The 26583-nt window shown below is 39.8% G+C and carries 22 protein-coding genes and 3 pseudogenes; 12 read left to right on the top strand and 13 right to left on the bottom strand.

Annotated features, from left to right (window positions below; genetic code table 11):
* Positions 1–723: 723 nt before the first annotated feature.
* From HEQ36_RS15570 to lepB, 4 genes are all read right to left on the bottom strand, one after another.
* The gene (locus HEQ36_RS15570) at positions 724–2463 is read right to left on the bottom strand and encodes a R3H domain-containing nucleic acid-binding protein (RefSeq protein ID WP_027401132.1); all 1740 of its coding nucleotides are present in this window, start codon (positions 2461–2463) and stop codon (positions 724–726) included.
* Between the two features lie 45 nt (positions 2464–2508).
* On the bottom strand, positions 2509–3663 hold the full coding sequence (ldpA, locus tag HEQ36_RS15565) for a circadian clock protein LdpA (protein WP_168635420.1): 1155 nt from the start codon (positions 3661–3663) through the stop codon (positions 2509–2511).
* Between the two features lie 77 nt (positions 3664–3740).
* Positions 3741–4529: an MOSC N-terminal beta barrel domain-containing protein gene (locus tag HEQ36_RS15560; protein WP_168635419.1), complete on the bottom strand. Its 789-nt coding sequence runs from the start codon at positions 4527–4529 to the stop codon at positions 3741–3743.
* Between the two features lie 105 nt (positions 4530–4634).
* Entirely contained in the window at positions 4635–5291 is a 657-nt protein-coding gene (gene lepB, locus HEQ36_RS15555; RefSeq protein WP_168635418.1) for a signal peptidase I, read from the bottom strand.
* A gap of 282 nt (positions 5292–5573) precedes the next feature.
* On the opposite strand from lepB, the gene HEQ36_RS15550 reads away from it, so the two are divergent.
* From HEQ36_RS15550 to HEQ36_RS15540, 4 genes and pseudogenes are all read left to right on the top strand, one after another.
* Entirely contained in the window at positions 5574–6896 is a 1323-nt protein-coding gene (locus tag HEQ36_RS15550; RefSeq protein ID WP_168635417.1) for a dihydroorotase, read from the top strand.
* A 311-nt stretch (positions 6897–7207) separates the two neighbouring features.
* Positions 7208–8488, top strand: coding sequence for a lipopolysaccharide assembly protein LapB (locus HEQ36_RS15545; protein WP_205748422.1), 1281 nt, complete (start codon positions 7208–7210; stop codon positions 8486–8488).
* A gap of 3 nt (positions 8489–8491) precedes the next feature.
* Positions 8492–8728: pseudogene (locus tag HEQ36_RS26030) on the top strand (tetratricopeptide repeat protein); the annotation flags it as partial.
* A gap of 141 nt (positions 8729–8869) precedes the next feature.
* A complete protein-coding gene (locus tag HEQ36_RS15540) occupies positions 8870–9148 on the top strand; it encodes a serine protease (RefSeq protein ID WP_233455401.1) in 279 nt (92 codons plus the stop codon).
* 202 nt (positions 9149–9350) lie between these two features.
* On the opposite strand, the gene tsaE is transcribed toward HEQ36_RS15540, so the two are convergent.
* Genes tsaE through yvcK form a run of 3 tightly spaced genes read right to left on the bottom strand, consistent with a single transcriptional unit; the run spans position 9351 to position 12043 of the window.
* Positions 9351–9782 carry a tRNA (adenosine(37)-N6)-threonylcarbamoyltransferase complex ATPase subunit type 1 TsaE gene (tsaE, locus tag HEQ36_RS15535; RefSeq protein ID WP_168635415.1) on the bottom strand — a complete coding sequence of 144 codons (432 nt, stop codon included), beginning with the start codon at positions 9780–9782 and terminating at the stop codon, positions 9351–9353.
* A 30-nt stretch (positions 9783–9812) separates the two neighbouring features.
* Entirely contained in the window at positions 9813–10613 is an 801-nt protein-coding gene (locus HEQ36_RS15530; RefSeq protein ID WP_168635414.1) for a Uma2 family endonuclease, read from the bottom strand.
* 56 nt (positions 10614–10669) lie between these two features.
* The gene (gene yvcK, locus HEQ36_RS15525) at positions 10670–12043 is read right to left on the bottom strand and encodes a gluconeogenesis factor YvcK family protein (protein ID WP_168635413.1); all 1374 of its coding nucleotides are present in this window, start codon (positions 12041–12043) and stop codon (positions 10670–10672) included.
* A gap of 191 nt (positions 12044–12234) precedes the next feature.
* Between yvcK and ruvC the strand changes: the two genes are divergently transcribed.
* The 3 genes from ruvC (at position 12235) to HEQ36_RS15510 (ending at position 13490) form a co-directional block, all read left to right on the top strand.
* Complete coding sequence (gene ruvC / locus HEQ36_RS15520; protein WP_053539911.1) at positions 12235–12726, top strand: crossover junction endodeoxyribonuclease RuvC; 492 nt, start codon at positions 12235–12237, stop codon at positions 12724–12726.
* Positions 12727–12871: 145 nt separating this feature from the next.
* The gene (locus tag HEQ36_RS15515; RefSeq protein ID WP_233455400.1) at positions 12872–13174 is read left to right on the top strand and encodes a hypothetical protein; all 303 of its coding nucleotides are present in this window, start codon (positions 12872–12874) and stop codon (positions 13172–13174) included.
* Positions 13116–13490: a hypothetical protein gene (locus HEQ36_RS15510; protein ID WP_168635411.1), complete on the top strand. Its 375-nt coding sequence runs from the start codon at positions 13116–13118 to the stop codon at positions 13488–13490. Before HEQ36_RS15515 ends, HEQ36_RS15510 begins: the two co-directional genes overlap by 59 nt.
* A gap of 454 nt (positions 13491–13944) precedes the next feature.
* On the opposite strand, the gene HEQ36_RS15505 is transcribed toward HEQ36_RS15510, so the two are convergent.
* From HEQ36_RS15505 to HEQ36_RS15485, 5 genes are all read right to left on the bottom strand, one after another.
* Complete coding sequence (locus HEQ36_RS15505) at positions 13945–14415, bottom strand: PAM68 family protein (protein ID WP_168635410.1); 471 nt, start codon at positions 14413–14415, stop codon at positions 13945–13947.
* 12 nt (positions 14416–14427) lie between these two features.
* Complete coding sequence (gene rpsO / locus HEQ36_RS15500; RefSeq protein WP_027404050.1) at positions 14428–14697, bottom strand: 30S ribosomal protein S15; 270 nt, start codon at positions 14695–14697, stop codon at positions 14428–14430.
* Positions 14698–14851: 154 nt separating this feature from the next.
* Positions 14852–15262, bottom strand: a complete 411-nt coding sequence (locus tag HEQ36_RS15495) for a YggT family protein (RefSeq protein ID WP_053539917.1) — start codon at positions 15260–15262, stop codon at positions 14852–14854.
* Positions 15263–15351: 89 nt separating this feature from the next.
* Positions 15352–15507, bottom strand: a complete 156-nt coding sequence (locus HEQ36_RS15490) for a lmo0937 family membrane protein (RefSeq protein WP_148762249.1) — start codon at positions 15505–15507, stop codon at positions 15352–15354.
* A 209-nt stretch (positions 15508–15716) separates the two neighbouring features.
* Positions 15717–16193 carry a hypothetical protein gene (locus tag HEQ36_RS15485; RefSeq protein ID WP_053539918.1) on the bottom strand — a complete coding sequence of 159 codons (477 nt, stop codon included), beginning with the start codon at positions 16191–16193 and terminating at the stop codon, positions 15717–15719.
* Positions 16194–16320: 127 nt separating this feature from the next.
* On the opposite strand from HEQ36_RS15485, the gene HEQ36_RS15480 reads away from it, so the two are divergent.
* A complete protein-coding gene (locus HEQ36_RS15480) occupies positions 16321–17574 on the top strand; it encodes a hypothetical protein (protein WP_053539919.1) in 1254 nt (417 codons plus the stop codon).
* A 600-nt stretch (positions 17575–18174) separates the two neighbouring features.
* Here the strand turns inward: HEQ36_RS15480 and HEQ36_RS15475 are convergent.
* Positions 18175–18468, bottom strand: a pseudogene (locus HEQ36_RS15475) (transposase); the annotation flags it as partial.
* Here HEQ36_RS15475 and HEQ36_RS15470 point away from each other — a divergent pair.
* From HEQ36_RS15470 to HEQ36_RS15455, 4 genes and pseudogenes are all read left to right on the top strand, one after another.
* Entirely contained in the window at positions 18404–19414 is a 1011-nt protein-coding gene (locus HEQ36_RS15470; RefSeq protein WP_205748420.1) for a KR domain-containing protein, read from the top strand. The pseudogene HEQ36_RS15475 and the gene HEQ36_RS15470 overlap by 65 nt on opposite strands.
* Before the next feature lie 382 nt (positions 19415–19796).
* Positions 19797–20042: pseudogene (locus tag HEQ36_RS15465) on the top strand (hypothetical protein); the annotation flags it as partial.
* Positions 20043–20130: 88 nt separating this feature from the next.
* Positions 20131–21150 (top strand): transposase, encoded by a 1020-nt coding sequence (locus tag HEQ36_RS15460; protein ID WP_053537527.1) that lies wholly within the window; start codon positions 20131–20133, stop codon positions 21148–21150.
* Entirely contained in the window at positions 21147–26330 is a 5184-nt protein-coding gene (locus tag HEQ36_RS15455) for a non-ribosomal peptide synthetase (protein WP_168635349.1), read from the top strand. The genes HEQ36_RS15460 and HEQ36_RS15455 overlap by 4 nt, the downstream gene beginning before the upstream one ends.
* Positions 26331–26583 lie beyond the last annotated feature (253 nt).

Here is a 26583-nt window from a genome sequence, read left to right as displayed (position 1 = left end):
GGTAGGGGAGGTAGGGGAGGTAGGGGAGAACAGAAGTTTTTTCCGATCATTACCCGTCAAAATAAATTTGACGAACTACTAGAAGTATGGCTAACGCCACGCTGCGCTATCAGCAGGTAGGGGCGCAGGGACTGCGCCCATTCGGGAGTATGGCTAACGCTTATTGATCAAGTAAAACCCCTACTTGATGACATGATTTATAGCGGTTATCGCGCTTGATGCAATATAATCGAGGGCGCAGACCCTGCGCCCCTACAGAGTTTGCGATTGGCTGACTGTATCTCACTCAAGTGCATACCGCTATATATATAGCTCAATATTGGGTAAATACGAAACTAAGTAGGTTGGTGTTGAAAATTGTCGTTATGGCAAGGCAAAAGGCACTCATGCAAGAGGCAAGAGTGAAGAGGGTTTGGGCGATTTTACATTTCTTTACACAGTTTGGTTTTATTGTGTTCACCTACTTATATGAACAAGTTTTACAGCGATTTCCAATCATATAAGGTACATCTTAGCCCCCTCATCGCTTGCGGGGAGGGGGTTGGGGGTGGGGTTCTTGTTCCGGGTTTGATGACAATTTGCTGTAAAACAAGCAGAAGAATAAATCAAAAATAATCGGTGTAAATCCTTAAATCCTGGACATCCTGATTCTGACAATAAACAATAAAAAAATCCCCTGAAAAGATGTAAAAACAATCCTTTCAGGGGAAAATTATCAACAACCTACGCCGGGTAAATTCTTAACCGCCGATTAGGTTCATCACCAAAACTATCGGATTTGAGGCGATAATGTTCTACCAACTCATGCTGCATTTTTCGCACTTGGGAAGAACGGGGTAGTAACTCCACAGGCTGACCTTTAGGGATGACAATTTGCTCTACAGCAAGTCTAGCTTCCTCCAAAGCGTCCATTTCATCATCACTACCGTTGTGTAATAACAGTTGTAATTCTCGGTCATCGCCAATATCCGGATCATCAATATTCAGTAAGCGGCGGAGACTGCGAGTAATTTGGGGAATTGTACTGGACTTGATCACATGAATGGGTACATGACGAGCCTTAGCCATTTGTCTTAACTTAGCGTGATTTTTGACGTGCGATCGCAATGCCAAAATAGCATCTGCACTATCTAAGTCTTTGGTCAATATCACTGGCAAAGTTAGCACATTAATCACCTGTTCCAATTGGTGACGACTCACCCCATAGGGGTAAATATGCAATGGTAAATCTTCCCCATTAGGACCTGCTTGTTTACGGCTGGCAAAATCAAAACTTTCCGAGTAATTGAAAGATTCATCCAACAACCGGTCAAATTCACTGCGTCCCGTTGGTCTTTCTCTATCCAGAGATAAAGGTGGTAAAGCCACCATTTGTCCAGAAGAACGCCAACCATTAGGTTTAGCAGAGAGGAAAGATTCTTCCACATTAGTAACGTGACCATTACCATTGCCACCATTGACTACAGCCAACTGTCTAACAATACCAACCTTGCCATGATCATCAACAGTTCTAGTTTGTGGAGTAGGTTGACGACCACGTAACAACGTATCAACCGTATCAGCCACAGACTCATGAACTACCCAGCGTTGCCGTTCCAACATTTCCACAGCAATCTCAAAAGTAGGCGGAGCTTTGCGTTCCAAAACCGTCTTTTGCGAACCACGCCGTCTAGCCTCATCATCTCCCAGCGTCACAGCCTGAATTCCCCCAACCAAGTCCGACAGAGTAGGATTTTTAATCAGGTTTTCAATCTGATTACCGTGGGCAGTTCCCACCAATTGCACCCCGCGTTCGGCAATTGTCCGGGCTGCTAAAGCTTCCAGTTCTGTACCAATTTCATCAATGACAATGACTTCTGGCATATGGTTTTCCACAGCCTCAATCATGACTTGATGTTGTAACTCTGGCTTAGAAACTTGCATCCGTCTTGCACGACCAATGGCTGGGTGAGCAACATCACCATCCCCAGCAATTTCGTTAGATGTGTCAATAATCACCACTCGTTTATGCAAATCATCCGCCAACACGCGGGCGATTTCTCTTAAAGCTGTAGTTTTACCAACACCAGGACGACCCAGCATGAGAATTGATTGACCAGTTTCCACCAAATCGCGGATCATGGCAATTGTTCCGAATACTGCCCTGCCGACACGACAAGTTAAGCCAATAATCTTACCACTACGGTTGCGGATAGCACTGATCCGATGCAAAGTTTTCTCAATTCCAGCCCGATTATCCCCCCCAAAATTTCCAACTCGTTGAATGCAATCATCTATCTGTGCTTGAGTGACCGGTGTTTCGCTCAGATACTCCGCTGCATGGGGAAACCGAGCTTCAGGGCGACGGCCTAAATCCAAGACTACCTCAACTAAAATATCCCCTTTCGGATGATTCTCTAATTTTTCTTGGAGGTCTTGAGGCAAAATATCTAACAACTTTTGGAGATCTTCTGTAATCGTCATGCTTTCTATTGGTGACTTGACGTTTTTAGAGACATGGTTGGAGCGTTACTGCCCAGACTTAATCTGGGAAACGAGAGTATGGGCAAGCCTTACAGCCTCCCACAGTAATTCCGGTTCTTCTTCTAAGGGAATATTGCCTTGACTATCAGTGTTAATCACCTCCTTGTTTTCCAACTGGTCAAGAATGGGTGACAGCAATACACGAGCGTAACTACCATAGCCAACCCCGGCTATTTTGGATTTTGGATTTTGGATTTTGGATTTTAGATTGTGTTCTTCTAATCCAAAATCTAAAATCGGCAATCTAAAATCATTAAGCAGTCCCATTCCCCGCAATTTGGGAACGGTGTAGCTATTAGTGCCGCCTGCTAACTGCACATATCCCGGTAGGTTTGCTGTCAAAACTTTTTGTCCTAATTTTATTGTGGCTATGGTAGTACCATCACCAATATCACCACTCATAGAACGTCCATCAGTCTGCCAAATCAGAAACTGGGGACGGGGGACAATCAAATTGTAAATAGCTTGTAGGTAATCAATTAACCCTTCTCCATCGTTACAACTGATGGCTACCAATTTTAATTTATCTGCCCAAGGTGTCATTGCGTCCCATAACCGTTGGAATTCTGCCAACCGCCCCACTTGAGTATGAATTTCTACGGCTTCTATTCCCGTTGACATAATCAATGGTGCTATCGCTCCTGGCGTTGACACATAAGATTTTGTATAAATTATCCCATAAGGACAGATAGGAAGGCAACGGCCACAGCCATAACATTTTTCAGAAATTACTCCAGAAAAATCATCTTTGGTATTGTTAAATAAAATTGCTTGGGCTGGACAAATTTTTTCACATGGTCTGGAACAATCGCTAGGACAGTCCTGATCATTAAACTCAGCTTTCCGAAAATGGGGATCTTCACCATCATTGAGACTAACCATTAACAAAGGTAAATTACCTGTAAAAGCAAAGCCTCGCTTCTGGGCATCATCTACCAAGCTTTGGGCTACTAGTAAAGCTTCCTGGGTAGCGGCAATAACTGCCGGGTCGGCAGCCACATCTACACAGTCAGCACCTGCCAAAGTGTAGGCTAACGTGAGATTTCTGACCGCAGGAAGATGTTGATAACTGGCTCCGCAAATTAATTTGAACCAATTACCTTGTTTTAGGGATTGTAAAGGGGCTAATAAATCAGTCACATTTCCATTATGCGTTTATTTCACTGGAAATTGCAGACTGTCATCAGGAAAATTTAGATTTTTTTGTTACTAATTTTTTATTGGCATATTTCGATACTACTGCCCAGAGTGATCATTTTCCCTGCTTCCGTAACGGGAACTCTGGTATTTACACTTAATCTATAAAAATGATTAAATTGCGCTGTATTTACACAAGTAGGCATAGTTGCTTGGCGTTTTTGCCCAAAGATTTTTTGAAAGTTTGGATAAGCTTCCCCTGTATAAGAATCCCGCATGGGGACTACACAACGTTGACAAGGGTTAATTCCTAAAAAGCGGACATCTCCCACCTGAAAAGCTACTGTTTCGCCACTAGCAGTAAATAACCTATCTTCCCAAAATCCTGGGACACCATGAATTTCAATATTGGCACGCATTCGCCGCCGCATTTCATCAACATTAATACCAGAAAACCAGGATGCAACCTCTGTTAAAGTAGCTGTACTAATTACTGTTGCCCCTGGTGAATCTGTATCATCAGGAAACCCCATTGCAGTATTTTGTTGTAATTGCACAGGAAAACCCAAAAAATCGCTAACAACTGCGGCTAATGCTGGACGTTCTTCATCTAAGTTAAAAACCTGTTCTGAATGTTCACCAGGAAACTTAATCTTTAACAACCTTTGTTCTAGGGAAAACTGCGATCGCAACAAATGGATTTGCGGATAACGCTTCCCATTGACAAACCTATTTTGTCCATCAACAAAAGCAAACTCTCGGTCATACTGAAGTGCGCCACTGGAGAGAATAGTTGCTTGTTCTACTTCTATACCATCCAGTGACTTGATTGGATATAGCAAGATCTTTGCTAAATATGGGGTTTGCACTTGAGTTATACTAAAAAATTTACACTTCCTTTTTCATTCTGAAGTCCTGACAAAGGGCGCAGGCCCTGCGCCCCTACCTTCTGAATTCTTCTATATGACATTACTTCATGGTTGTGGAGATGAATAAGCAGGAGACTTATCAAGTGTACCGATTCTATCGAGAGGCCAAAAACGAACTACAGCCCGACCAATAATATTACTACGGGGAACAACACCCCAACAACGACCATCATAACTGTTAGGACGATTATCACCGAGCATGAGGTAGTAATTTTGTGGGATAATTTCTGGTTGAGCCAAGAAAGGAGGCTTAGGTTCACTGCTGTTACAAGCTTCAACGAACGTTTGTGCAGTAGAGGATAGATAAACATCTTCCCGTAAAGGCTTGCTGTTGATATATACTTTGCCTTCTCTCAGTTCTACTTTTTCACCAGGTAAACCAATTACTCTTTTAATAAATGCTTCCCGTTCAGGATTATTCTGTATTTCTTGGGGCGGTAAAAATACTACTATATCTCCCCGTTCCGGTTCAGCAAATCTATACTTTACTTTATCAACAATAATTTTGTCTGCCTGCCATTGGTCCTTTACACCATGCAGGGTTGGTTCCATTGAACCAGTAGGAATCCAACGAGCTTCGGCGACAAAGGTACGAATTCCTAGAGCCAGAAAGATACTCAATATCATCGTTTTAACTAGCTCTACTATCCAGGAGTTATCGGGTTCTTGACTAGAGTTTTTATCAGACGCTTGATTTTGCATGAAATTGTTGAAGTATGTTATGAGACTAGTATTGAACTCAGAGGGAGAGACTTGATATTATTAATCTTAACGAGATGGAGCAGATGGTAGGTAAATAAAGTAAAAAATCTAGTGTTTTTCTTTTATCAGCTACAAACATTCAGGTTTTTAGCTTTCTTAACTATAAACATTTTTTAACACAAAACCAAAATCGCTGATTCTTCGTGCCAATTAAGTTTACCTTAAAGAAAAAGTTATCTATCATCCATAAATAGTTCCTTTATCCTGAAAAATCTTAAATCCATGTCAAATCCACAAAGTTTACTGATTCGCCACGCTGAAATTATTTTACCCAATGGTGAGTCAATGATTGGCGATGTGTTGATAGAAGGAAGGCACGTAACCCAAGTAGGACAAGAAATTACTAATGCCACACCCACTTGTGAGATTGACGCACAAGGATTAACTTTGTTGCCTGGTGTGATTGACCCCCAGGTGCATTTCCGTGAACCGGGTCTAGAATATAAGGAAGACTTATTTACTGCCAGTTGTGCTTGCGCGAAGGGGGGAGTTACTTCCTTTCTAGAAATGCCGAATACAAGACCTTTAACCATTACTCAATCAGCTTTAGATGATAAGTTACAACGGGCAGCCCAGAAGTGCTTAGTTAATTATGGCTTTTTTATTGGGGCTACGGCGGATAATTTACCAGATTTACTTTCTGCCCAGCCAACACCGGGAATTAAGATTTTTATGGGGTCAATGCACGGAGATTTGTTGGTGAGTCAGGAAGACTCTCTAGAGGCGATTTTTGCCCAAGGAAGCCGTTTAATTGCTGTTCATGCGGAAGATCAAGCCAGAATTAAGCAACGAAAACATGAGTTTGCGGGGATTACAGATATGGCTGTTCATTCCCAAATTCAAGATAATCAAGCGGCATTATTGGCTACCCAATTGGCATTAAAACTTTCTAAGAAATATCAACGCCGGTTACATATTCTGCATATGTCAACCGCAGAGGAAGCGGAGTTGCTGCGTGAGGATAAACCAAGTTGGGTGACGGCAGAGGTAACACCACAACATTTACTTTTGAATACTAATGCTTATAACACTATTGGTAGTTTAGCGCAAATGAATCCACCTTTGCGATCGCCCCATGATAATGAAGTTCTCTGGCAAGCTTTACGTGATGGTATCATTGACTTTATTGCCACTGACCACGCCCCCCACACTCTGGAGGAAAAATCCCAAACTTACCCAAATACCCCTTCAGGAATGCCCGGTGTAGAGACTTCTTTACCTTTAATGTTAACCGCTGCTATGGATGGAAAATGTACTGTTGCCCAGGTTGTGCAATGGATGTCTAAAGCGGTCGCTGTAGCTTATGGTATTGCCAATAAGGGAGAAATTACTCCCGGTTATGATGCTGATTTAGTGTTGGTAGATTTAAAAAATTACCATGAAGTTAAACGGGAAGAAGTTGTCAGCAAGTGTGGTTGGAGTTCTTTTGAAGGTTGGAATTTAACAGGTTGGCCTGTGACAACAATTGTCGGCGGTGAAATTGTTTATGATCATGGTCAGTTAAATACACAAGTTCGTGGACAAGCTTTAACTTTTAAGGGGTGACAAGGTAGATAAAAATCTTTGTAAATTGCGTTTCTGGCTTTCATAAGTGAGTTGGACAAAATTAAATTCACGGAAACAGGGAACAGAAAAATTGATTGTGTAATTAATTCTGTTCCATTCCTCATAACTGTAGTTTTGTATTCGGATAAGGTTAATAGTTGCCTGTTTAGATGCGGTTTATAAATGTCTGTTAATATTAAATCTGTATCTATTATTGTAGTTATTATGATAATATTGCGTATATGCTGCGTAAATTCTCTGTCTTAAATTAAGATTAAAGCATCAAACTCTGGTAAATATATAATATTATTATGCGAAATCGGATATTTAGTATTTTATTGCTCACATTATCTCTAACTACCACACCCCAGCTTGTATTTGCTCAAAATAGTGTCCAACAGCTATTTAAACAAGGTGAAACAGCCGAATCTGTGGGTGACAACTCCCAAGCGGAGACGATTTGGCGTAAGGTTTTACAGGTTGAACCCAATAATGGCAAAGCTTATAACAATTTGGGTAAAGCTTTAGGACGACAGAGAAAATTAGAAGCGTCATTAGCAGCTCATCAGAAAGCCTTACAAATCAATCCTAATGATGCTGATGCTTATGTTGGTATAGGTCATGTGCTAAATGCCCAAGGTAAACCAGAGAAGGCAATAGCGTCCTATAAGAAGGCTATACAACTTCACTCCAACTTAGCTACCGCTTACAATGGTCTTGGCAATGCCCTAAAAGACCAGAAGAAATTAGATGAAGCAATCGCTGCATTTCAAAAAGCTATACAAATTGACCCTAAAAATACTTTTATTTATAATAATCTCGGCATTGCTCTATATGAAGACAATAAATTAGATGAGGCAATCGCTGCATTTCAAAAAGCTATACAAATTGACCCTAAAGATGCTGTCGCTTACTACAATCTTGGAAATGCCCTAAAAGGCCAGAAGAAATTAGATGAGGCAATCGCTGCATTTCAAAAAGCTATACAAATTGACCCTAAAAATACTTTTACTTACAATAATTTTGGCATTGCTCTATATGAAAACAATAAATTAGATGAGGCAATCGCTGCATTTCAAAAAGCTATACAAATTGACCCTAAAGATGCTGTCGCTTACTACAATCTCGGCAATGTCCTAAAAGACCAAAGGAAATTAGATGAAGCAATCGCTGCATTTCAAAAAGCTATACAAATTGACTCTAAGTATACGGCTGCTTACTACAATCTCGGTATTGCTCTATATGAAAATAAGAAATTAGATGAAGCAATCGCTGCATTTCAAAAAGCTATACAAATTGACCCTAAAAATACTTTTACTTACAATAATCTCGGCATTGCTCTATATGAAAACAAGAAATTAGATGAAGCAATCGCTGCATTTCAAAAAGCCATAGAAATTAACACTAAAGATGCTATTGCTTACAACAATCTCGGCATTGCTCTGAGAGAGCAAAAGAAATTGGAGCAGGCGATCTCTGCTTATCAAAAAGCTATACAAATTAACCCTGAATTTGCTGCTGCTTATACTAATCTTGGTGATACACTCAGAGACCAAAAGAAATTAGATCAAGCATTAGCAGCACACCAATAAGCCATACATATTAACCCTAAATTTAGTCTTGCTTATACTAACTTAGGCGTTATCCTAAAAGACCAGAAGAAATTAGATGAGGCGATATCTAACTATGAATCAGCCCTATCATTACCAGAAGACATTTCAACAACTCCCTCCACAGCTCATACTCTAGCTAATAATAATTTAGGTTTAGGATTACAAGAGCAAGAAAAGTTTAAAGAAGCTATAAAACATTTCAACAAAGCCGAAAAACTTGATCCCAATTTCATATATGCCCGTAACAACAATATAGAAGCACGTCGCTTATGGATTGAAAAAACAAATAATCTTGCCAGTGTAGATGATGATAGGCAATGGTTGCCCAAAAATGACCCAAATCTATCTGTTAAGCGTTCTGTGGTACGCATCACTGCCAAGTTTTCTACCATGCAGCGTCAGGGAATTGAGATTGGTACTGGTGTAGTTATCCAGCGAGATGCTAACCGGATATTAATCCTCACTAATCGTCATGTGATTTTTGATGGCAATGAACAGGGTGAAAATATTCAAGTGGAATTTTTCAGTTCACCACCATCAGACCGCGTGCGAATGCGACGAAATGCCAAACTATTCAAAACGACTTCTACAGAGGATGAACTTGATTTAGCTATTTTAGAAGTTACCGTTATGAATTGAATATCTCGGCAAGGCGAGAGAATAGCGATAACCAAGCTAGATACATGATCATTTTTGTTGATTAACCTTGATTTTGCCTTTGGAACGAGGGGTCAGCCTATCGCCTTAACATCAGTCTTGTTGTTCTCGAAGAGCAAAAAGCTGTTAACTGGGTAGGAAGCCTATACTTACCCGCAAGGGAAGTGTAGGTAGTTCACTAATACTAATTCCCGCAAACCATAATTTCGGCTTGACGATCGCCATTTTCACCATATTTTAAACATACTTTTAAATAACTATCTGGTAGATATGGCATTCTTTCAGCCCATTCAATAGCGACAATTCCCGGTGTTACTTCTATGCCTTCCCAGTAACTTTCCAGGTTCAAGCCTGTAACTTCTTGAGGTTCTAGACGGTATAAATCCAAGTGATAAAGGGGAATGCGCCCTTCTGGGTACTCATTAATCAAAGTAAAAGTAGGACTAACAATAGAGTCAATTATTCCCAAACCTTTACCAATCCCTTGGACTAAGGTAGTTTTACCAGCACCTAAATCACCTTCTAGTAAAATCACACTACCAGCATTTAAAGTCTCACCAAGGGTAATACCTAATTGCTGTGTCGCTTCTATGTCAGGAAGGAAGATTTTATTCATTGGTAATTGGTAATTGGTAATTGGTAACGTCTAAGCATTATCCAGTGTATCGGGATTAACGCCTAAATCACGCAACAGTTGTCCTAGTTGTTCAACTTTTCTTTTTGCTTCTATTGTTTCTTGTTCAGCAAGAATAACTCTTTCATTAGCCGCAGCCGCTTCTTCTGTTGGTTCAGGAATTAATTCTCCTGTTAGTGTGAACCACCTTAACCATAACTTAGGAATATCTCGAAATGTCCCTTGCCATAGTCCTAAACTTAAACCTAATTCTGGCATTAGTAAGCGTCCTTCAATCATATTCATAGGTTCATAATGACCACCTACTAACTGAAATGCGCGGACTTCATTGGTGTAGCGACTAAAAACAATATAGTAAGGAATTCTTAAAATTCTTTGATAAACTTCCCATTTTGTGGGAGGTTTACCTATTTGACTTTTTCTATTACCTAAATCTTCATCTTCTGTACCAGGAGATAATAATTCTACAACTACAAAAGGGTTTGCTGGTTCTTGCCAAGTGACATAACTTAAACGTAAATCTTGACCATTATATAATTTTGGGACTCCAACAACACCAAACCAATCTGGGCGTTTATACCATAAAGGATTTTGCAGATCATAATAAAGATTCAAATCAGCCGCACTATAAACAAGTTCTGGATTCCAGTTTATGGGTTGAAATGTTAAATATAAAAGTAAAGGTTGTAAAAAATGAAAGTCATCTGGCAAGCCTTTTTCCTCCGGGTTTTCACTAGGTAAATCATACATTGTGGGTAAAGTTTCCCCAGGGGGAAGGGGTGGTTCAGTTTGAGAAATGATCGAAGAAGTCATAAATATTTTAGGTTGGTAATTGGTAATGGGGAAATATATTTCCCCGTCCCCAGTTTTTACTTCCCGTGATGCGCTCCACTGTACCATTTTAATAAGACTTTGGCTAGTTTTTGGGGGTCATGGCGAACAGCACCATATTCATCTTCAAATAAAATATTAGCAGGAACTATTCGCCGTCCTAACTGGGTGACAGATTCTCGGTCTAAAAAGACTGGATGGGCATTTTGTTGGGCATAACGGATAAGTGCTTGGGCTGAGGGTGTTTTTTTATGAACTAATACGGCATCGAATAACCTTCTACTGCCACAAGCGTCATCTATGGCTTGAATATGTTCAGCAACGCTATATCCATCAGTTTCTCCTGGTTGGGTCATGATATTGCAGATATAAATGCGGGGTACATTGGTAGCGGCGATCGCATCGGCAATTTCTCCAACTAACAAATTAGGAATTAAGCTTGTATAAAGACTACCCGGACCAATAATAATGTAATCAGCTTCTTGAATGGCTTTAATTGCCGCGGGAACTGCCGGTGGATTTTCAGGAATACAACCAATTTTGACAATTTTTCCCGCAGCTTTGGGAATATTCGACTCACCCTCAATGCGGCGGCCATCTGCCAATTCTGCCCAGAGACGGACATCACTGAGGGTAGCAGGTAAAACTTGTCCTCTCACCGCCAAGACTTTAGAACTGGCAGCGATCGCTTGGACTAAATCTCCAGTAATATCAGTCATGGCAGTTAAAAACAAATTACCAAAACTGTGACCTGTTAAACCATCTCCCGCCCGAAAGCGATATTGAAATAATTCCGTTAGTAATTTTTCTTCATCTGCTAACGCCGCCAAACAATTGCGGATATCACCCGGTGGTAAAACGCCAAATTCTTCGCGCAGTCTCCCAGAAGAACCGCCATCATCTGCTACGGTGACAATAGCAGTAATATTAGCACTATAAGTTTTTAAGCCTCTGAGTAAAGTTGAAAGTCCAGTCCCACCACCAATAACCACAATTTTCGGACCCCGGTATAAACGACGATGTGCCAATAGGACATCTATCAACTCCTCTTCATCACCAATAGGTCTGAGAACTTCCGTAATTGAACCAACAGTGCGAGATTGTCCCCACAGCACCAACAGCACACCAGATACCAGGAGTACCGGACCGCTGATATAGTTGGGTAAAATGTCAGCCAGGAAACCCAAAAGACCTTTCAGCAATTCCAGTATCCAAAAAATCGGGGTTAATTTTACCCAAATAGCCAACCCCAAACTGGCTAAGAAAACACCCCCAATACTGATAAGTAACCAGCGTTTCACAGCTAATCCAGGAGACAACCATTTGCACCATTGGTTAAACCGATAGGAAGTGCGACCTTGTGACTGTAGCTGTAGCGAATTAATGGCTTGTTTCAGAAAACCGATAAACATACCTAATAGGGAAAGTTGTTACAAACAATATTTAACAAAAAATTTACATCACCTGGTTTCCACACTAAGGGAAAACCATCACATTTATTCAATCCTTCATAATCACCGAGTAGGGGCGCAGGGCCTGCGCCCAGTTAGGAGTCAGAAGAAGGAAATACCAATCACCAATTACCCCAGTTATCAAGAATTTTATGAAAAAGCGAATTTTAGGAATAGATCCAGGACTAGCAACTGTGGGATTTGGGGCAATTGATTGGCAGCAAAGTCAAACAAAAGAACAACAGACAACGGTACAGATGGTTGATTTTGGCGTAATTCGCACCAGTGCCGATATGGAAATGAGTCAACGACTATGCACATTATTTGACGATTTACACACCGTCATGGAGGATTTACAGCCGGATTTAGTAGCCATTGAAAAATTATTCTTTTATCGTATGGCAAATACCATTGTTGTGGCACAAGCTAGGGGTGTACTGATGTTAGTTTTAGGACAGCGTAAACTCCCTTATGTGGAATTTGCACCTCCCCAAATTAAGCAAGCTTTAACGAATTATGGTAAAGCAGATAAGTCAGAAGTGCAAGAGGCTGTGATGCGGGAACTGGATTTAGATGAAATTCCTCGACCTGATGATGCGGCAGATGCTTTAGCGGTAGCATTAACGGCTTCGTTTCAGTTGTGATTCGTATAAAAATAGAATAGTTAATTTAGTTTCCTCACAGGTACAAATAAAAGCCTTTGGTAAGGAACAATTATTTAGCGGTGTTAGCAAGATCTCAGCCCTGGCTGATCCGGGAAATGATGTAATTGAACTAAGTAGGTTGGCGTTGAAAATTGTCGTTATGGCAAGGCAAAAGGCACTCATGCAAGAGGCAAGAGGCAAGAGGGTTTGGGCGATTTTACGTTTCTTTACACAGTTTGGTTTTATTGTGTTCACCTACTTATCAGATAGTTTATCAATTACCACCGATATTGATGGCGGAAGTGGAGACGATATTATTTCTGGTGGCGCTGTTGGTGATATCCTCAAAGGTGGAGAAGGTAATGATGTTTTAGATGGCAGAGCAGGTGATGACATCCTTTCTGGCGGTGATAATAACGATCAATTACAGCGATTTCCAATCATATAAGGTACATCTTAGCCCCCTCATCGCTTGCGATGAGGGGGTTGCTGCTTGGGGAGATTACGATAATAACGGTACATTAGATTTGTTATTATCTGGGGAAGCAAAAGTTACGCGATCATCACTTACTTTGGATGGAGTTAATGATTATGGCAGTATTCCTAATTCCGACAAAATCAACTTTAATACTAATGATAATTTCAGCGTAGAAACTTGGGTTAAAGCAGATCCAAACCAGCCTGATCAACAAAATAAGACTTATTTTGACAACCAGATCCTCGAAAAATGGAATGGGCTAGTACACTGCGGCGTAAGTGAATGAACCATTTTCAAGCCTTGTAATCAATCAAATTTTCGGAAGTTTTAATGGTTGTGTTATTTACGCCAACCTGTACTAAGTAGGTGAACACAATAAAACCAAACTGTGTAAAGAAACGTAAAATCGCCCAAACCCTCTTCACTCTTGCCTCTTGCCTCTTGCCTTTTGCCTTGCCATAACGACAATTTTCAACGCCAACCGACCTAGCATCTTTTTTGGAGATGTCTATTAGGCCAAGAAATAAACTTTGCTGATTGTTTAACAATTTCAACGGATCAAAAATATCTTTTGTTAAATATATAAATAAAAATGTAGCGCCAGGTATTTTTGGCTGAATATTGGGTATAAACCAGAAAAATACAGTTTTTTAAACTTGAAGTTAAAGCGGTCAAAATTCCACCTCAACAATCATTTTCCAACTTACCCCATATTACAGTTATTACCTTGACGCTGCTTATTAGACGTTCCTTTTCTGGGTATCACGCCAAACTTCGGTCATCCTTCCCCAGTTAGTGCTAAATTCATCCAAACCCATAATAGTTCCCGGTCTTTCCTCATCCCAAGAAGCGGAAAGAACACCATAGGTAATTCCCAACACACCTAAACCAAACAATCCCATATTCACCAATAAAACGGCGATAGGGGGAAGTTGGATATCAGCCAAGGTAACTAGTAGATAGCTAACTACCAAACTAGTAATACCTAAAAATGTGGGGACACCACAAAACCCAGCCACTCGGCGAATCATGCGTTGACTGACCACTTCAGGAATCGCCATTTCTTGTTTAGAATAACGGCGTTTCTGTTGCGATTTTTCTTGAGGTTCTTTGGTTTTGATAACGGGTTGACTAATAGCCTTAGCGGGTTTTGGACGCTTTTTGTTTGGCTCGAAAGGCAATGGACTACGTTCCGATTCTTCAGCAGCCATAAGAATTAGTTCCTAACCGCGAATACCAAGACGAGTAATTAAAGCTTTATATTTTTCTTGACTACCTGCTTGGATATAAGCTAGAAGACGCTTTCTTTGGCCAATCATCTTCAATAGTCCTCTACGGGAGGAATGGTCTTTCTTATTAGCTTGCAAATGTTGACTGAGGCGGTTAATGCGGTCAGTTAGCATTGCAATTTGGACATCAGCCGAACCAGTGTCGGTTTCATGAACTTGATATCCAGAAATGAGTTCTTGTTTGCGCTGTTGCGTCAGAGCCATGATCGGTTAAATTGTGATTGTTTTTAAATTTGTGTAGCAGTTTCCTATAATATCACACCCATCCATTGGTGTGGCAAATTCCTCTAGGACTCTTGACACTCTTAGGGCTTAACAATAGTAATGAAATTAAAGCCTCTCATTTTTCAACTTTTCTCTACCGACCATAGAGAAATTTGACCAGCCATAGAGCGAGCCAGCCTAATAGAGCATACACGATGATTGCAATTAGGACATTGATATCAAAAACATTCGCTCCACCTCCAGCAACAGGACTAATTAACAAGGTGGAAAATGGCGCAATGAAGGGATCAGAAAGATTGTAAATAAACTGGGCAAAAGTATTTTGCGTATTTGCCCCGGAAAAACGTAGAAAGAAGCGTAACATCAGCAAGATTTCCAGCATTCCCACTAGAAGGTAAATGCTATTGATAATCCAGGCAAATATAGATCTGCGTTTGCTAGATTCAAGTCGTCCCTCCTCCTGTTGCAATCGGAAAGTTTCTTCTTCACTGCGAAGTTCTTGCCTTCGCGCAGAATTGCTTCGTTCATGAGGATTTCTATTCATAAGTTTGAGATTTTTATTAATATGGCTATAACTTCAGTGCTTGTATTCAAACCTCAGATACCTCAGATACAGCCTTGCATCCTCAAAAATTAGACTATGCGGCGACCAATTAGTAAATTGTAAACTATTCCAATTAGAGCTAAAACTAAAAGCAGATGAATTAAGCTACCTCCGACATGAACCGAGAATCCTAACAGCCAGAGGACAAAGAGTACAACAGCAGCCGTCCAAATTAGATTAATCATATTTGCCTTTATTATATAGTGTGTTACTACAGAAGTCTTTGGTTATGCAAATATCTTATCTGAACATGATTAAATCTCAATCCTCAAGAAGAGATAGTCCAACAGAAAGAGAACAAATTTCATCATCAGCACTCTTTTTTTTGGCGAAGATATTGAGGAGAGAGACGGTATTTTTGCTGCTGTTGCTAAATCTTGAATCGAATCTAATATTACTCCGGTGATTTGAGAGCTTGATCTAAAACTTGTCTAGCTTGTTCTGCTTTTCCCCTCGCTTCCTGGTAACGCAGATTAGCTTGAGCAAAATTTTTGAGAACTTTAAAACCTTCTTTAAGATGGGTTATTTCTTCCTCGGTGACAGATTTATCGGAAAACAGGACATCAATGGCTTGACGAATTTCTAAGGCTTCGGTGCGTGATTCTTGGACTTTTAACTTCAGGGAAGCTAAATTACTGAGAATTTGCACTGCTTGGGTAATTTCGTCTTCACGGCTAGAAGTATCTGTAGTTGGTTCTTTCACCTCAATTAATTGTTGCGGACCAAATCCCTCTTCTAGTTCCGTTGGTAATTCACCAGCCTCCATGAGTTCCATTAACTGATCCATGGCTTTATCACGGGCTTTAGCGGAATCTTTACCAGGAACTGTAAGGATAAGTTCTGGGCTTTGAGCGAGACTGTACTGAACCATAGGTGTATATATAAATCCTATCTAATTTGTGAAAAGTATGATGGCAACTAAGAACCGCAAAGAAAAGAAATTTCGCTTCAATTATACTGAATAAAGGTAAACCAAAATATAACAAAAGGGAAGATTTATGACTCCCAATCCCGCTATTATGCGTTCTGTGGAACAACTAGGCTACCGAGTCACGGTTGGTGATGTAGCCACCCAGATAGGATTAAATATAGCTGAAGTCAATCAAAGTTTATTAGCCCTTGCTGCTGACGCTGGGGGACATTTACAGGTTGCAGAATCAGGTGATGTTGTTTATCAATTTCCTCGCAATTTTCGAGATATTTTACGCAATAAATATTTGCAAATACGGTTGCAGGAATGGTGGAAAAAAGTTTGGTCTGTGCTATTTTATCTGATTCGGATTTCCTTTGGCATCCTTTTAGTTGCTTCTATCTTGCTGATTACTGTGACTATCATCATTATTATGACTGCTAGTTCAGATCGGGATGATGATAATCGCAGTAGTTCTAGAAGTAATAATTTCTTCTTTTTTCCGGATTTATTCTGGTATTTTAGCCCAAATTATGGTGATACCCGGCAAGAAAGACGGAGGGAACGGGGCGAAGGTAGTGAAATGAATTTTTTTGAGGCTGTGTTTTCATTCTTGTTTGGTGATGGTGATCCTAATGCCAGTTTGGAAGAACGCCGTTGGGAAGAAATTGGGGCTGTGATTAGTAATAATCAAGGTGCTGTGGTTGCAGAACAAATTGCTCCTTATTTGGATGATGTTGGCGAAAAATATCAACAAGAATATGAGGATTATATGTTGCCTGTGCTGGTAAGATTTAATGGAATGCCCCAGGTAAGTTCTGACGGGCAAATAGTCTATTATTTCCCAGAGTTACAAGTAAGAGCTAGTAAAAAGCAACGGCGTTCAATATCTGAATATCTCCATGAATTTTCCTGGAAGTTTAGTGCAGCTAGTTCTGGGCAAATTCTCCTCAGTGCTAGTTTAGGAGGAGTGAATTTTGTTGGAGCTTTAATTTTGGGCAATTTATTAAGAAATGGCACAATTGCGGCTCAAATTGGCGGATTGGTGGCTTTTGTGCAGGGTATTTATGGATTGTTATTGGCTTATGGTACAGGGTTTATTGCTATTCCCTTAATTCGGTATTTCTGGATTAAGCGACGCAATGATCAGATTTCTACTCGCAATCTTCAACGCCAAGAACGGGCTAGATTATTAGCGGGTGCGGATGCTTCTTTACGGAAAAAAATCGCTTTTGCTCGTGAATTTGCCACAGAAAAAGTTATTGGTAAGGAAGATGCTGTTTATTCCACAGATACAGATTTACTCGAACAGGAATTTCAGAATAAGCAAATAGGTGATTAGTAATTAGTCATTGGTCATTAGTCATTGGTCATTGGTCATTGGTCATTAGTCATTGGTCATTAGTCATTGGTTGTTATGCTCAAAACGGTTGAGAGATGGACTTTTACGAAATTACGAAAAACCTAGATTTGTAGGGGTAAAGCAAGAGCTTCATTGGTGTCAACTTAACGTAAAACCTCTATCCCGCAAAGAACTCAAGTCATCTCATTCCCAGTCAGAGACTGGGAATGAATTCTAGAAGGCTCTGCCTTCAATAATATTAGAGGCAGAGCCTCATCAACTGCATTCCTAGTCAGAGACTAGGAACGAGATGTGGTAGGGATTTGAGCTTAAGTTGACACCAATGAAGCTCTTGCTTTACCCCTACAAATCTAGGTTTTTCGTAATTTCGTAAAAGTCCAGGTCCCAACCGTGTTTAGTATAAGCCGTGTTGGGTATAATAAATATCTCTATCTTCCCTGTGTAAGCGTTCACAGGGGTACTTGGTGACTTAAATACCGTGAAATAGAATGTGTGAAGTAGTTACAGCTATGAAAATCACAAGTTAATCCATCTGGAGTACAAATGAATAACTACGCAAAACATAGTCGTATTTATGACTTATTTAGGGGCAGAAATTTGTGGGAGTAAAGATGGAGAAGGTTGACCCTCACGCTTGGCACTGATAGCTGAAGTCATGAACTCCAAAACATTCCGATGTTGAGAACGAAGAGTAGTAACAACAGTTAACATTCTGGACACAAAGATACTACCAGCTTGGGATTGAGAACCAAAACTAGTCCGTCTCCAAATAACCGCCGGACGGATAGCACGTTCAGCCGCATTATTTGTGGGTTCAACATCTTCAACTTGGACAAACAACCACAGAGCAGGTTCAATCTTTAAGAGTTGGCGACCCATTAGAGGTGTGATTCACTCGGCAGGACTAGTCAGAGATGAACTTTTGTTGAATATGGAATTAAAGAACTTCAATAGCGTGCTTAGACCTAAAGCTTTGGGTGCTTGGGTGCTACACCGCTTATTTGAAAATGTTTCCTTAGACTTCTTCGTCCTCTTCTCTTCTGTGGCTTCCGTAGTGGGAACAATGGGTCAAGGAAATTATGCTGCTGGTAACTCCTTCATGGATTCCCTAGTCCACTATCGTAGAAGCAAAGGATTGCCAGCCCTAAGTATTAATTGGGGTCCTTGGGGCGAAGTGGGAATGGCAAGTCGTCTAGATTTAACTGACTACTATGCCCAACGAGGCATTGGCATTATTAGACCCAAGGATGGGATAGAAATCCTATCACGGCTACTCAATTATGACTTACCCCAAGTTACGGTTGTGCCGGCAAACTGGGCTTTGGTTGCTAATATGTACCCGACGGGGACAACGGTAAGAATCATTTCTGATTTATTGGCAGAAGCTCAAGAAAAAAGCACTACTCAAGGTGATACTACCGTCATTAGCGAAGGCCATTTTATTCAACAAATTTTTGCGGTTGAAGCATCACAGCAAACATCATTGTTGGAAACTCACATCCAAGAATTAATATCTCAAGTTCTGCGAATCGATTTATCTCGTCTCAACTTAGAACAATCATTGAATGCTCTGGGATTGGATTCCATGATGGCGATTGAGTTGAAGCAGCGCATTGAAATCAGTGTGGGAGCAAGTATCGCCGTAGTTGATTTGCTCAAGGGTTCTAATATTAGGGAGATTGTCACAATTCTTATGCCCCAAATACAGGAATATCAAAAACTAGCAAGTCAAGAGGATATAGGTAAACTTCTATCGGATTTAGAACAGCTATCGCCAGAAGAAGCCGAGAGATTATTTGCCGAAATTCAGCAGCAGTAATGGTACAATACATACAAAATCTGTTGTTAGAGTAATTTCCTCCAATAGACCTTTCCGGCAGGGCTGTTTCATTCTAAATTTTGACATTTTATGTCTTTACAAGAATGCGTTATTTTAGGCTTCAGAGATTTTATCTCACAATGGCTGAGAATACCTAAATTCTTTGCTTAAATCTAGAATGAAATAACCCTGACCTGTCTGGGAAGAAAACTCCACAAAAAAGATGACCTGTTTGCAGCAGTGCTTCGCTATCCAATCTTGTGGGATATTTTTAAAATTTGGCAGTCTCTACAATGGTTTCAAATCACATTTAATTTTCGGACAGGTCTATTGCCATTTGTTCAAATAAAAGCAATTACAAAATTAAAGGGAGCCTAGATTCATGGTTGCTGTTTCTCAGAAAAATGATCAAAAAACAGACATTCAAGAACAGGAATATGATGTAGTGATTATGGGTGCTGGTTTCGCTGGAGTTTGTCAAGCTCGTCATTTATTGTTGAAAATCCCTAATATTCGGGTTGCTTTAATTGATCCTCGTCCAGAAGACCGCACAGATAAAGACCTCAAAATTGGTGAATCAACTGTGGAAATTGCCACCCTTTTTATCTGTAAAGAGTTAGGTTTATATCAGAAGTGTTGAATGTTAGGAAAAGATTAAAAAAAAGTACCATAATTTGATACAATCTAAAAAAATCTAGATAAAGAATTATCAAATTATGCGCTTAAAGAATTTCCCAGAAGTGGTCAAAACAATATTGAAACCATTGCCCAAAAAAGATTATCCAGTTCTGGACACATTTTCATTTGTATCAGTGTGGTTACAGTATGTCATGGATAAAAGTATAGTGAGTATGAGAGATTTATTTCAAAGACTAAATAATCAAGGGATAGATTTAAAAATATCAAATTTTTCCAAGGCAAGTAAAAAGAGAGATACTCAAGTATTTTTGGAGATAATAACTGAATTAAACAATCAACTGAGAAAGAAAAAAGGAAAGGAAGAAACCCAAGCATTATTTCCTATAGATTCAACAATTATTACATTAACAAGTAAATTATTATGGAGTCAAGGATATCATCAAGTAAAACTATTTTGTGGGTTAGATAGTTTGACATCAGAAGTTGGTGGAATGGTGATTCATTTTGGGCAAGGACATGACCATAAATATGGACAAGAAACAGTAGAAGCAATTCCGTCAAAAGGAGTAGGGATAATGGATAGAGGATTTGCATCCTCCGAAAGAATATCTGAATTAAAACAACAAAAAAATAAAGCTTTTGTCTTAAGAATTAAAAATAATGTCACTTTAGAAATGCTAGAAAATGGTAATTGTAAAGTTGGCAAAGATGAAAGAGAAGTGGAAATTAGAGTAGTAGCATTTTGTGATATAGAAACTAAGAGTGAATTTCGTTTAGCAACAAACTTATTAAATGAAGGAGAAGAGCAAGTTAGTAATCAAGAGATTATGGAAATTTACATACAAAGATGGCAAATTGAATTGTTATGGAAATTCTTAAAAATGCACCTCAAGTTAGACAGACTTATGACAAAGAATGAGAATGGAATTAGAATTCAGATAATGTGCTGTTTAATCGCTTATTTGATATTGCAACTAATAGAAATACCGCAAGAATTTGGCAAAACTTTATTAGATAAGCTCCGTTATCTTCAGTCCTATATGTGTCAGGAAATAAGTTATGTTCATTGGTTTAGAAAACTTATTTGGATAAGATGAAAAATAGCACTTATAGGCTAAGTTTATTTCAATATGTAAAGTTTTATTACGCTATTCAACATTTCTGGGCCGGACACTTTCAAAAACTTCTTGAAGGCATTGTTGCCAATCCTGAACAAAAGGTTTCTGAATTGCCTCTGCTGACCAATGCAGAATATCAACAGATTTTTACAAAGTGGAATTTTACAGAAATTAGCTATCCCCAAGAATGTATTCATCAGTTGTTTGAGACTCAGGTAGAAAAAACACCAGATAATAAAGCGATCGCTTATCAAGAGCAATATTTAACTTACCAAGAGTTAAATCAAAGATCAAACCAACTAGCCCATTACTTACAGAAGTTAAAGATTGGCCCCGATGTACTAGTAGGTATTTGCTTAGAGAGATCTGTCGATCTGGTCGTTGCAACATTGGGTGTCCTCAAAGCAGGTGGAGCTTATGTTCCATTAGATGTTAACTACCCCCAAGATAGGCTCGCTTATATGATAGATGATACACAGGTTCCTGTTCTGCTGACCTACAAGTATCTGTCAGATAAGCTACCTCACAATAACGTCAATGCTATCTATTTAGATACAGAGTGGCCATTGATCGCTCAAGAAAACGCGGAAAATCTCCATATTGAAGGGACGACATCAGCGAATCTAGCTTATGTCATTTATACATCAGGTTCTACGGGCAATCCTAAAGGAACAATGGTTCAGCATGGAAGTTTAGTCAATGCTTACCGAGGCTGGGAACAAACATATGCTCTGCGCTCTGCGACAACCTGCCATCTCCAGATGGCCAGCTTCTCATTTGATGTATTTACAGGAGATTGGACTAGAGCATTATGTTCTGGGGCAAAACTCTTACTTTGTCCATCTGATCTGTTATTAAACCCTGAAGGGCTATATAACCTGATTGTTCAGGAAAAAGTTGACTGCGCTGAGTTTGTGCCTGCTGTATTCAGGAATTTGATTAAGTACTTAGAAAAAACTCAGCAATCGCTAGACTTTATGAAAGTTTTAGCTATTGGTTCTGACAGTTGGTATGTCAGAGAATACAAACACTTTCTGCAATTTTGCGGTTCCCAAACTCGTTTGATTAACTCCTACGGGCTTACTGAAACTACAATCGACAGTTCTTATTTTGAAGATTCTGTTGATGATTTATCCCTGGAAGAAATGGTTCCAATTGGTCGTCCATTTCCCAACACAAATATTTATCTACTGGATCGGAATCAGCAGCCTGTACCAATTGGTGTCCCTGGGGAGATATACATTGGTGGAGCAGGTATTGCCAGAGGTTACTTAAACCAACCAAAATTGACAACAGCTAGATTTATCACTAATTTCTTCAACCAGAAGTCGAGTTTATGCATCTATAGAACTGGTGATTTGGCGCGCTATCGCACAGATGGCAACATTGAAATGATGGGGCGCATAGACAACCAGGTTAAAATTCGTGGTTTCCGTATTGAATTAGGTGAAATAGAAACAGTACTGTGTGAAAACGAAGGAATACATCAGAGTGTGGTCATTGTTCGGCAAGATTTATCTGGTGATAAGCGCTTAGTCGCCTACGTAGTTCCTACAGCAAACACCACGGTTTCTGCTCTAGATTTGAGAAACTTCCTTAAAGGTAAATTACCGGACTATATGATTCCGGCTGCCTTCATAATTTTGGAAACTCTGCCTCTGTCACCATCAGGTAAGATAAATCGTCGCGCTTTACCTGCACCTGATTGGAGCAGTAACGATTTCAAAGAAACTTATGTCGCTCCTCGCACAGCAATTGAGGAAGTACTAGTAGAAATTTGGCAACAGGCACTTGGTATTAATCGCATCGGCATTCAAGATGATTTCTTTAACTTAGGAGGTCACTCTCTGCTAGCAATGCAGATAATTTCTAATGTGCGCGAATCATTTGAAGTACAAATTCCTTTACAAAAGTTATTTCAAGCATCCACTGTAGCTAACTTTGCCAGTGTAATTGCGGAACATCAAGGCAAAGAGCAAGAATTTAGTAACTATCCAGATGCGATCGCAATTCCAGAGGAATGGTATGAGCCGTTTCCACTTACAGATATTCAGGAGGCTTATTGGGTTGGTCGTAACGAATTGTTTGAAATGGGTAATGTTTCAACTCATAGTTACGACGAACTGGAATTCAAAAATTTAGATGTGGAAAACTTGCACCTAGCTTGGCAGCGATTGATTAAACGTCATGGAATGCTAAGAGCAATTGTGCTACCAGATGGCCAACAAAAAATTTGGCGGGATGTTCCCGACTATAAAATTGAGGTTTTGGATTTAAGTGGCAAAGCTCCTGACGAAATAGAATCCCAAATTGAAACTATTCGCCAGCAAATGTCACATCAGATATTCAAAACTCATCAATGGCCACTATTTGAGCTTCGTGCGACTCTTTTAGATCAGCAAGTTGCCCGACTGCACTTAAGTACAGACGCACTCACCTTTGATGCCTGGAGTTTTATCGTCATTATCAAAGAGTTATCGCAACTTCTTGATGATCCCAAGGCTTTCTTGCCTCCTATAAATCTATCCTTCCGAGATTATGTCCTAGCAGAACAATCTATTAAATTTACAGAAGACTATCAACGTTCTCTAGCTTATTGGCAGACTCAAATAGTAACTTTACCACCGGCACCAGAATTACCCCTGGCAAAAAATCCCAGTTCCTTGAACGAACCCCACTTTAGCCGACTGCATTCAACTTTAGAAAAAGAAACCTGGACTAAACTTAGAACCAAAGCAACAAGATATGGATTAACACCAACAGGATTATTACTTACCGCTTTTTCTGAGGTGCTTGCTCTTTGGAGCAAGAATCCCCAATTTACATTGAATCTCACTTTCTTTAATCGTCTCCCCTTGCATCCAGAGGTGAACGATATTGTAGGTGAGTTTACTTCCTTGACGCTATTAGCTTTAGATTACTCAGTGCGGGATTCATTTCTAGATAGGGCCCGGCGTACCCAGGAAAAACTGTGGAATGACCTAGAGCATCGGCATGTTAGTGGCATCCAAGTATTACGGGAACTGAATCGTCGTCAGGGAGGGGTGACAAGGGCAAAGATGCCAATTGTATTTACCAGTGCTCTAACACTTCCAGTTCCCGATATAGAATCTTCTCCCATTGCCCTACGTCCGGTATACGGTATCACCCAAACGTCTCAAGTATGGTTAGATCACCAGGTTTGGGAAGAATCAGGAACATTAATTTTTAACTGGGATGTGGTAGAGGAAATATTCCCAGAAGGATTACTACAGGATATGTTCATCGCTTACTGTGAATTGTTGCCTCGACTTGCCAATGAAGATGCTATTTGGCAAGAACCAACACTATATCTACTACCACCTGCTCAGTTTCAGCAACAATTACAGGTTAATGCTACTGAAGAAAAAATGTGTGCAAATTTACTGCATACTTTGTTTACTTCTCAGGCATCCCTGCAACCAAAAGAAGTAGCAATAGTTACACCCCAAAACAGACTGACTTACGAAGAAGTTTACCGTCAGGCAAATAGAATTGGTCGTCGTTTACGGCAATTAGGAGCGCGTCCAAACACATTAGTTGCTGTAGTCATGCAGAAAGGTTGGGAACAAGTAGTGGCAGTGTTAGGTATTTTGCAATCTGGTGCTGCCTATTTGCCAATTGATCCTGAACAACCTCAAGAACGTATTTGGTATCTTATAGAACAAGGACAAGTACAATTAGTTCTCACACAGTCTTGGCTTAATACTTTTCTAGAATGGCCTCAACACGTTCAGAGATTGTGCGTGGACAACAACGACTTTATAAATATTAGTGACCAACCACTAAACACAGTACAAGGAGCAAACGACTTAGCTTATGTTATTTTCACATCAGGCTCTACTGGGTTACCGAAAGGTGTGATGATTAACCATCGTGGTGCGGTCAACACTATTGTGGATATTAACAAGCGTTTTCAAGTAACAAATAAAGACCGGGTATTTGCAATATCTGCATTGAACTTTGACCTGTCAGTCTACGATATTTTTGGCATACTTGCAGCGGGTGGAACAGTTGTCATCCCTGATGCTTCCAGTAGACGAGATCCCAGTCATTGGTTACCACTCATGATACAGGAGAAAGTAAGTTTATGGAACTCAGTTCCAGCTTTAATGGGAATGTTGACAGAATACACTCAGTCTCAAGGTAAATATCTACCTGAATCTCTGCGTCTGGTGATGATGAGTGGTGATTGGATTCCTCTTTCTTTACCAAATGAAATTAAAGAACTATCAACCGATGTGAAGGTGATTAGTTTGGGAGGTGCAACTGAAGCGTCAATTTGGTCAATCCTCTATCCTATTGAAATAGTTGATACGAATTGGTCTAGCATTCCCTACGGAAAACCTATGGCTAATCAGAAATTTTACGTATTGAATGATGTCTTAGAACCATGTCCTGTATGGGTATCAGGACATCTTTATATTGGTGGCGTTGGATTGGCTATGGGCTACTGGCGAGATGAGGAGAAAACCCACGCAAGCTTCATTGTCCACCCCAAAACTGGATTGCGATTATATCGAACAGGTGACTTGGGTCGCTATCTACCAGATGGAAATATTGAGTTTTTAGGCCGACAAGACTTTCAAGTAAAAATCCAAGGCTATCGAATCGAGTTAGGAGAAATTGAGAAAGCACTAGTACAACATTCAAAAATACAAGATGGGATTGTTACCACGGTGGGAGAGACCAAGGGCAATAAAAAGCTAGTCGCCTATATTCTTCATCAGAATGAAGATGCCTTCGACGAGCGGGAATTACGTAATTTTCTCCGTGAGAAACTTCCAGAATATATGATACCTTCACTATTTACGGTTCTGAAAGAATTTCCACTCACATCCAACGGAAAAGTGGATCGTAAAGCTCTAGCTAATTCGACTTCTATCAATTTCCAGATAGAAAAACATTTTGTCCCTCCTCAGACTTCTATTGAAAAGAAACTGGCTACAATTTGGTCAGAAATGCTCCAAGTAGACTCGGTAGGTATCGAAGATAATTTCTTTGAGTTGGGAGGTAATTCTATACTTTCGATTAGGTTGATTTTACATATACGTGAGGTATTTCAAGTTGAGTTACCATTGAACAAACTTTTTGAAACACCAAACATCGCTAATTTAGCAGGTTACATCGAAGGCTTTTAATGTTTTAATATAGCAGATAAGTAAGTTGGCGTTACATATGTTAATTATTTAACGTCAACTTACTTAGACAGTTCGAGCCTATTGACAACAATTTTTGTGTTTATAAAATAGAGATCCTAAGTTTATATGGTAAATAGAGTCTGAAACACTGGTTATTTCCTTGATTTGATGAATTTAGTAGTGCAATTGGTTGATATACTTAGGAACGCAAATTTAATAACCTGCAATTCTGATGTAACCTGGAATGGTGCGT

It is taken from the genome of Anabaena sp. 54 (assembly GCF_017355725.1).
Taxonomy (GTDB): Bacteria; Cyanobacteriota; Cyanobacteriia; order Cyanobacteriales; family Nostocaceae; genus Dolichospermum; species Dolichospermum heterosporum.
This window is presented reverse-complemented; position numbering and strand designations above follow the sequence as displayed.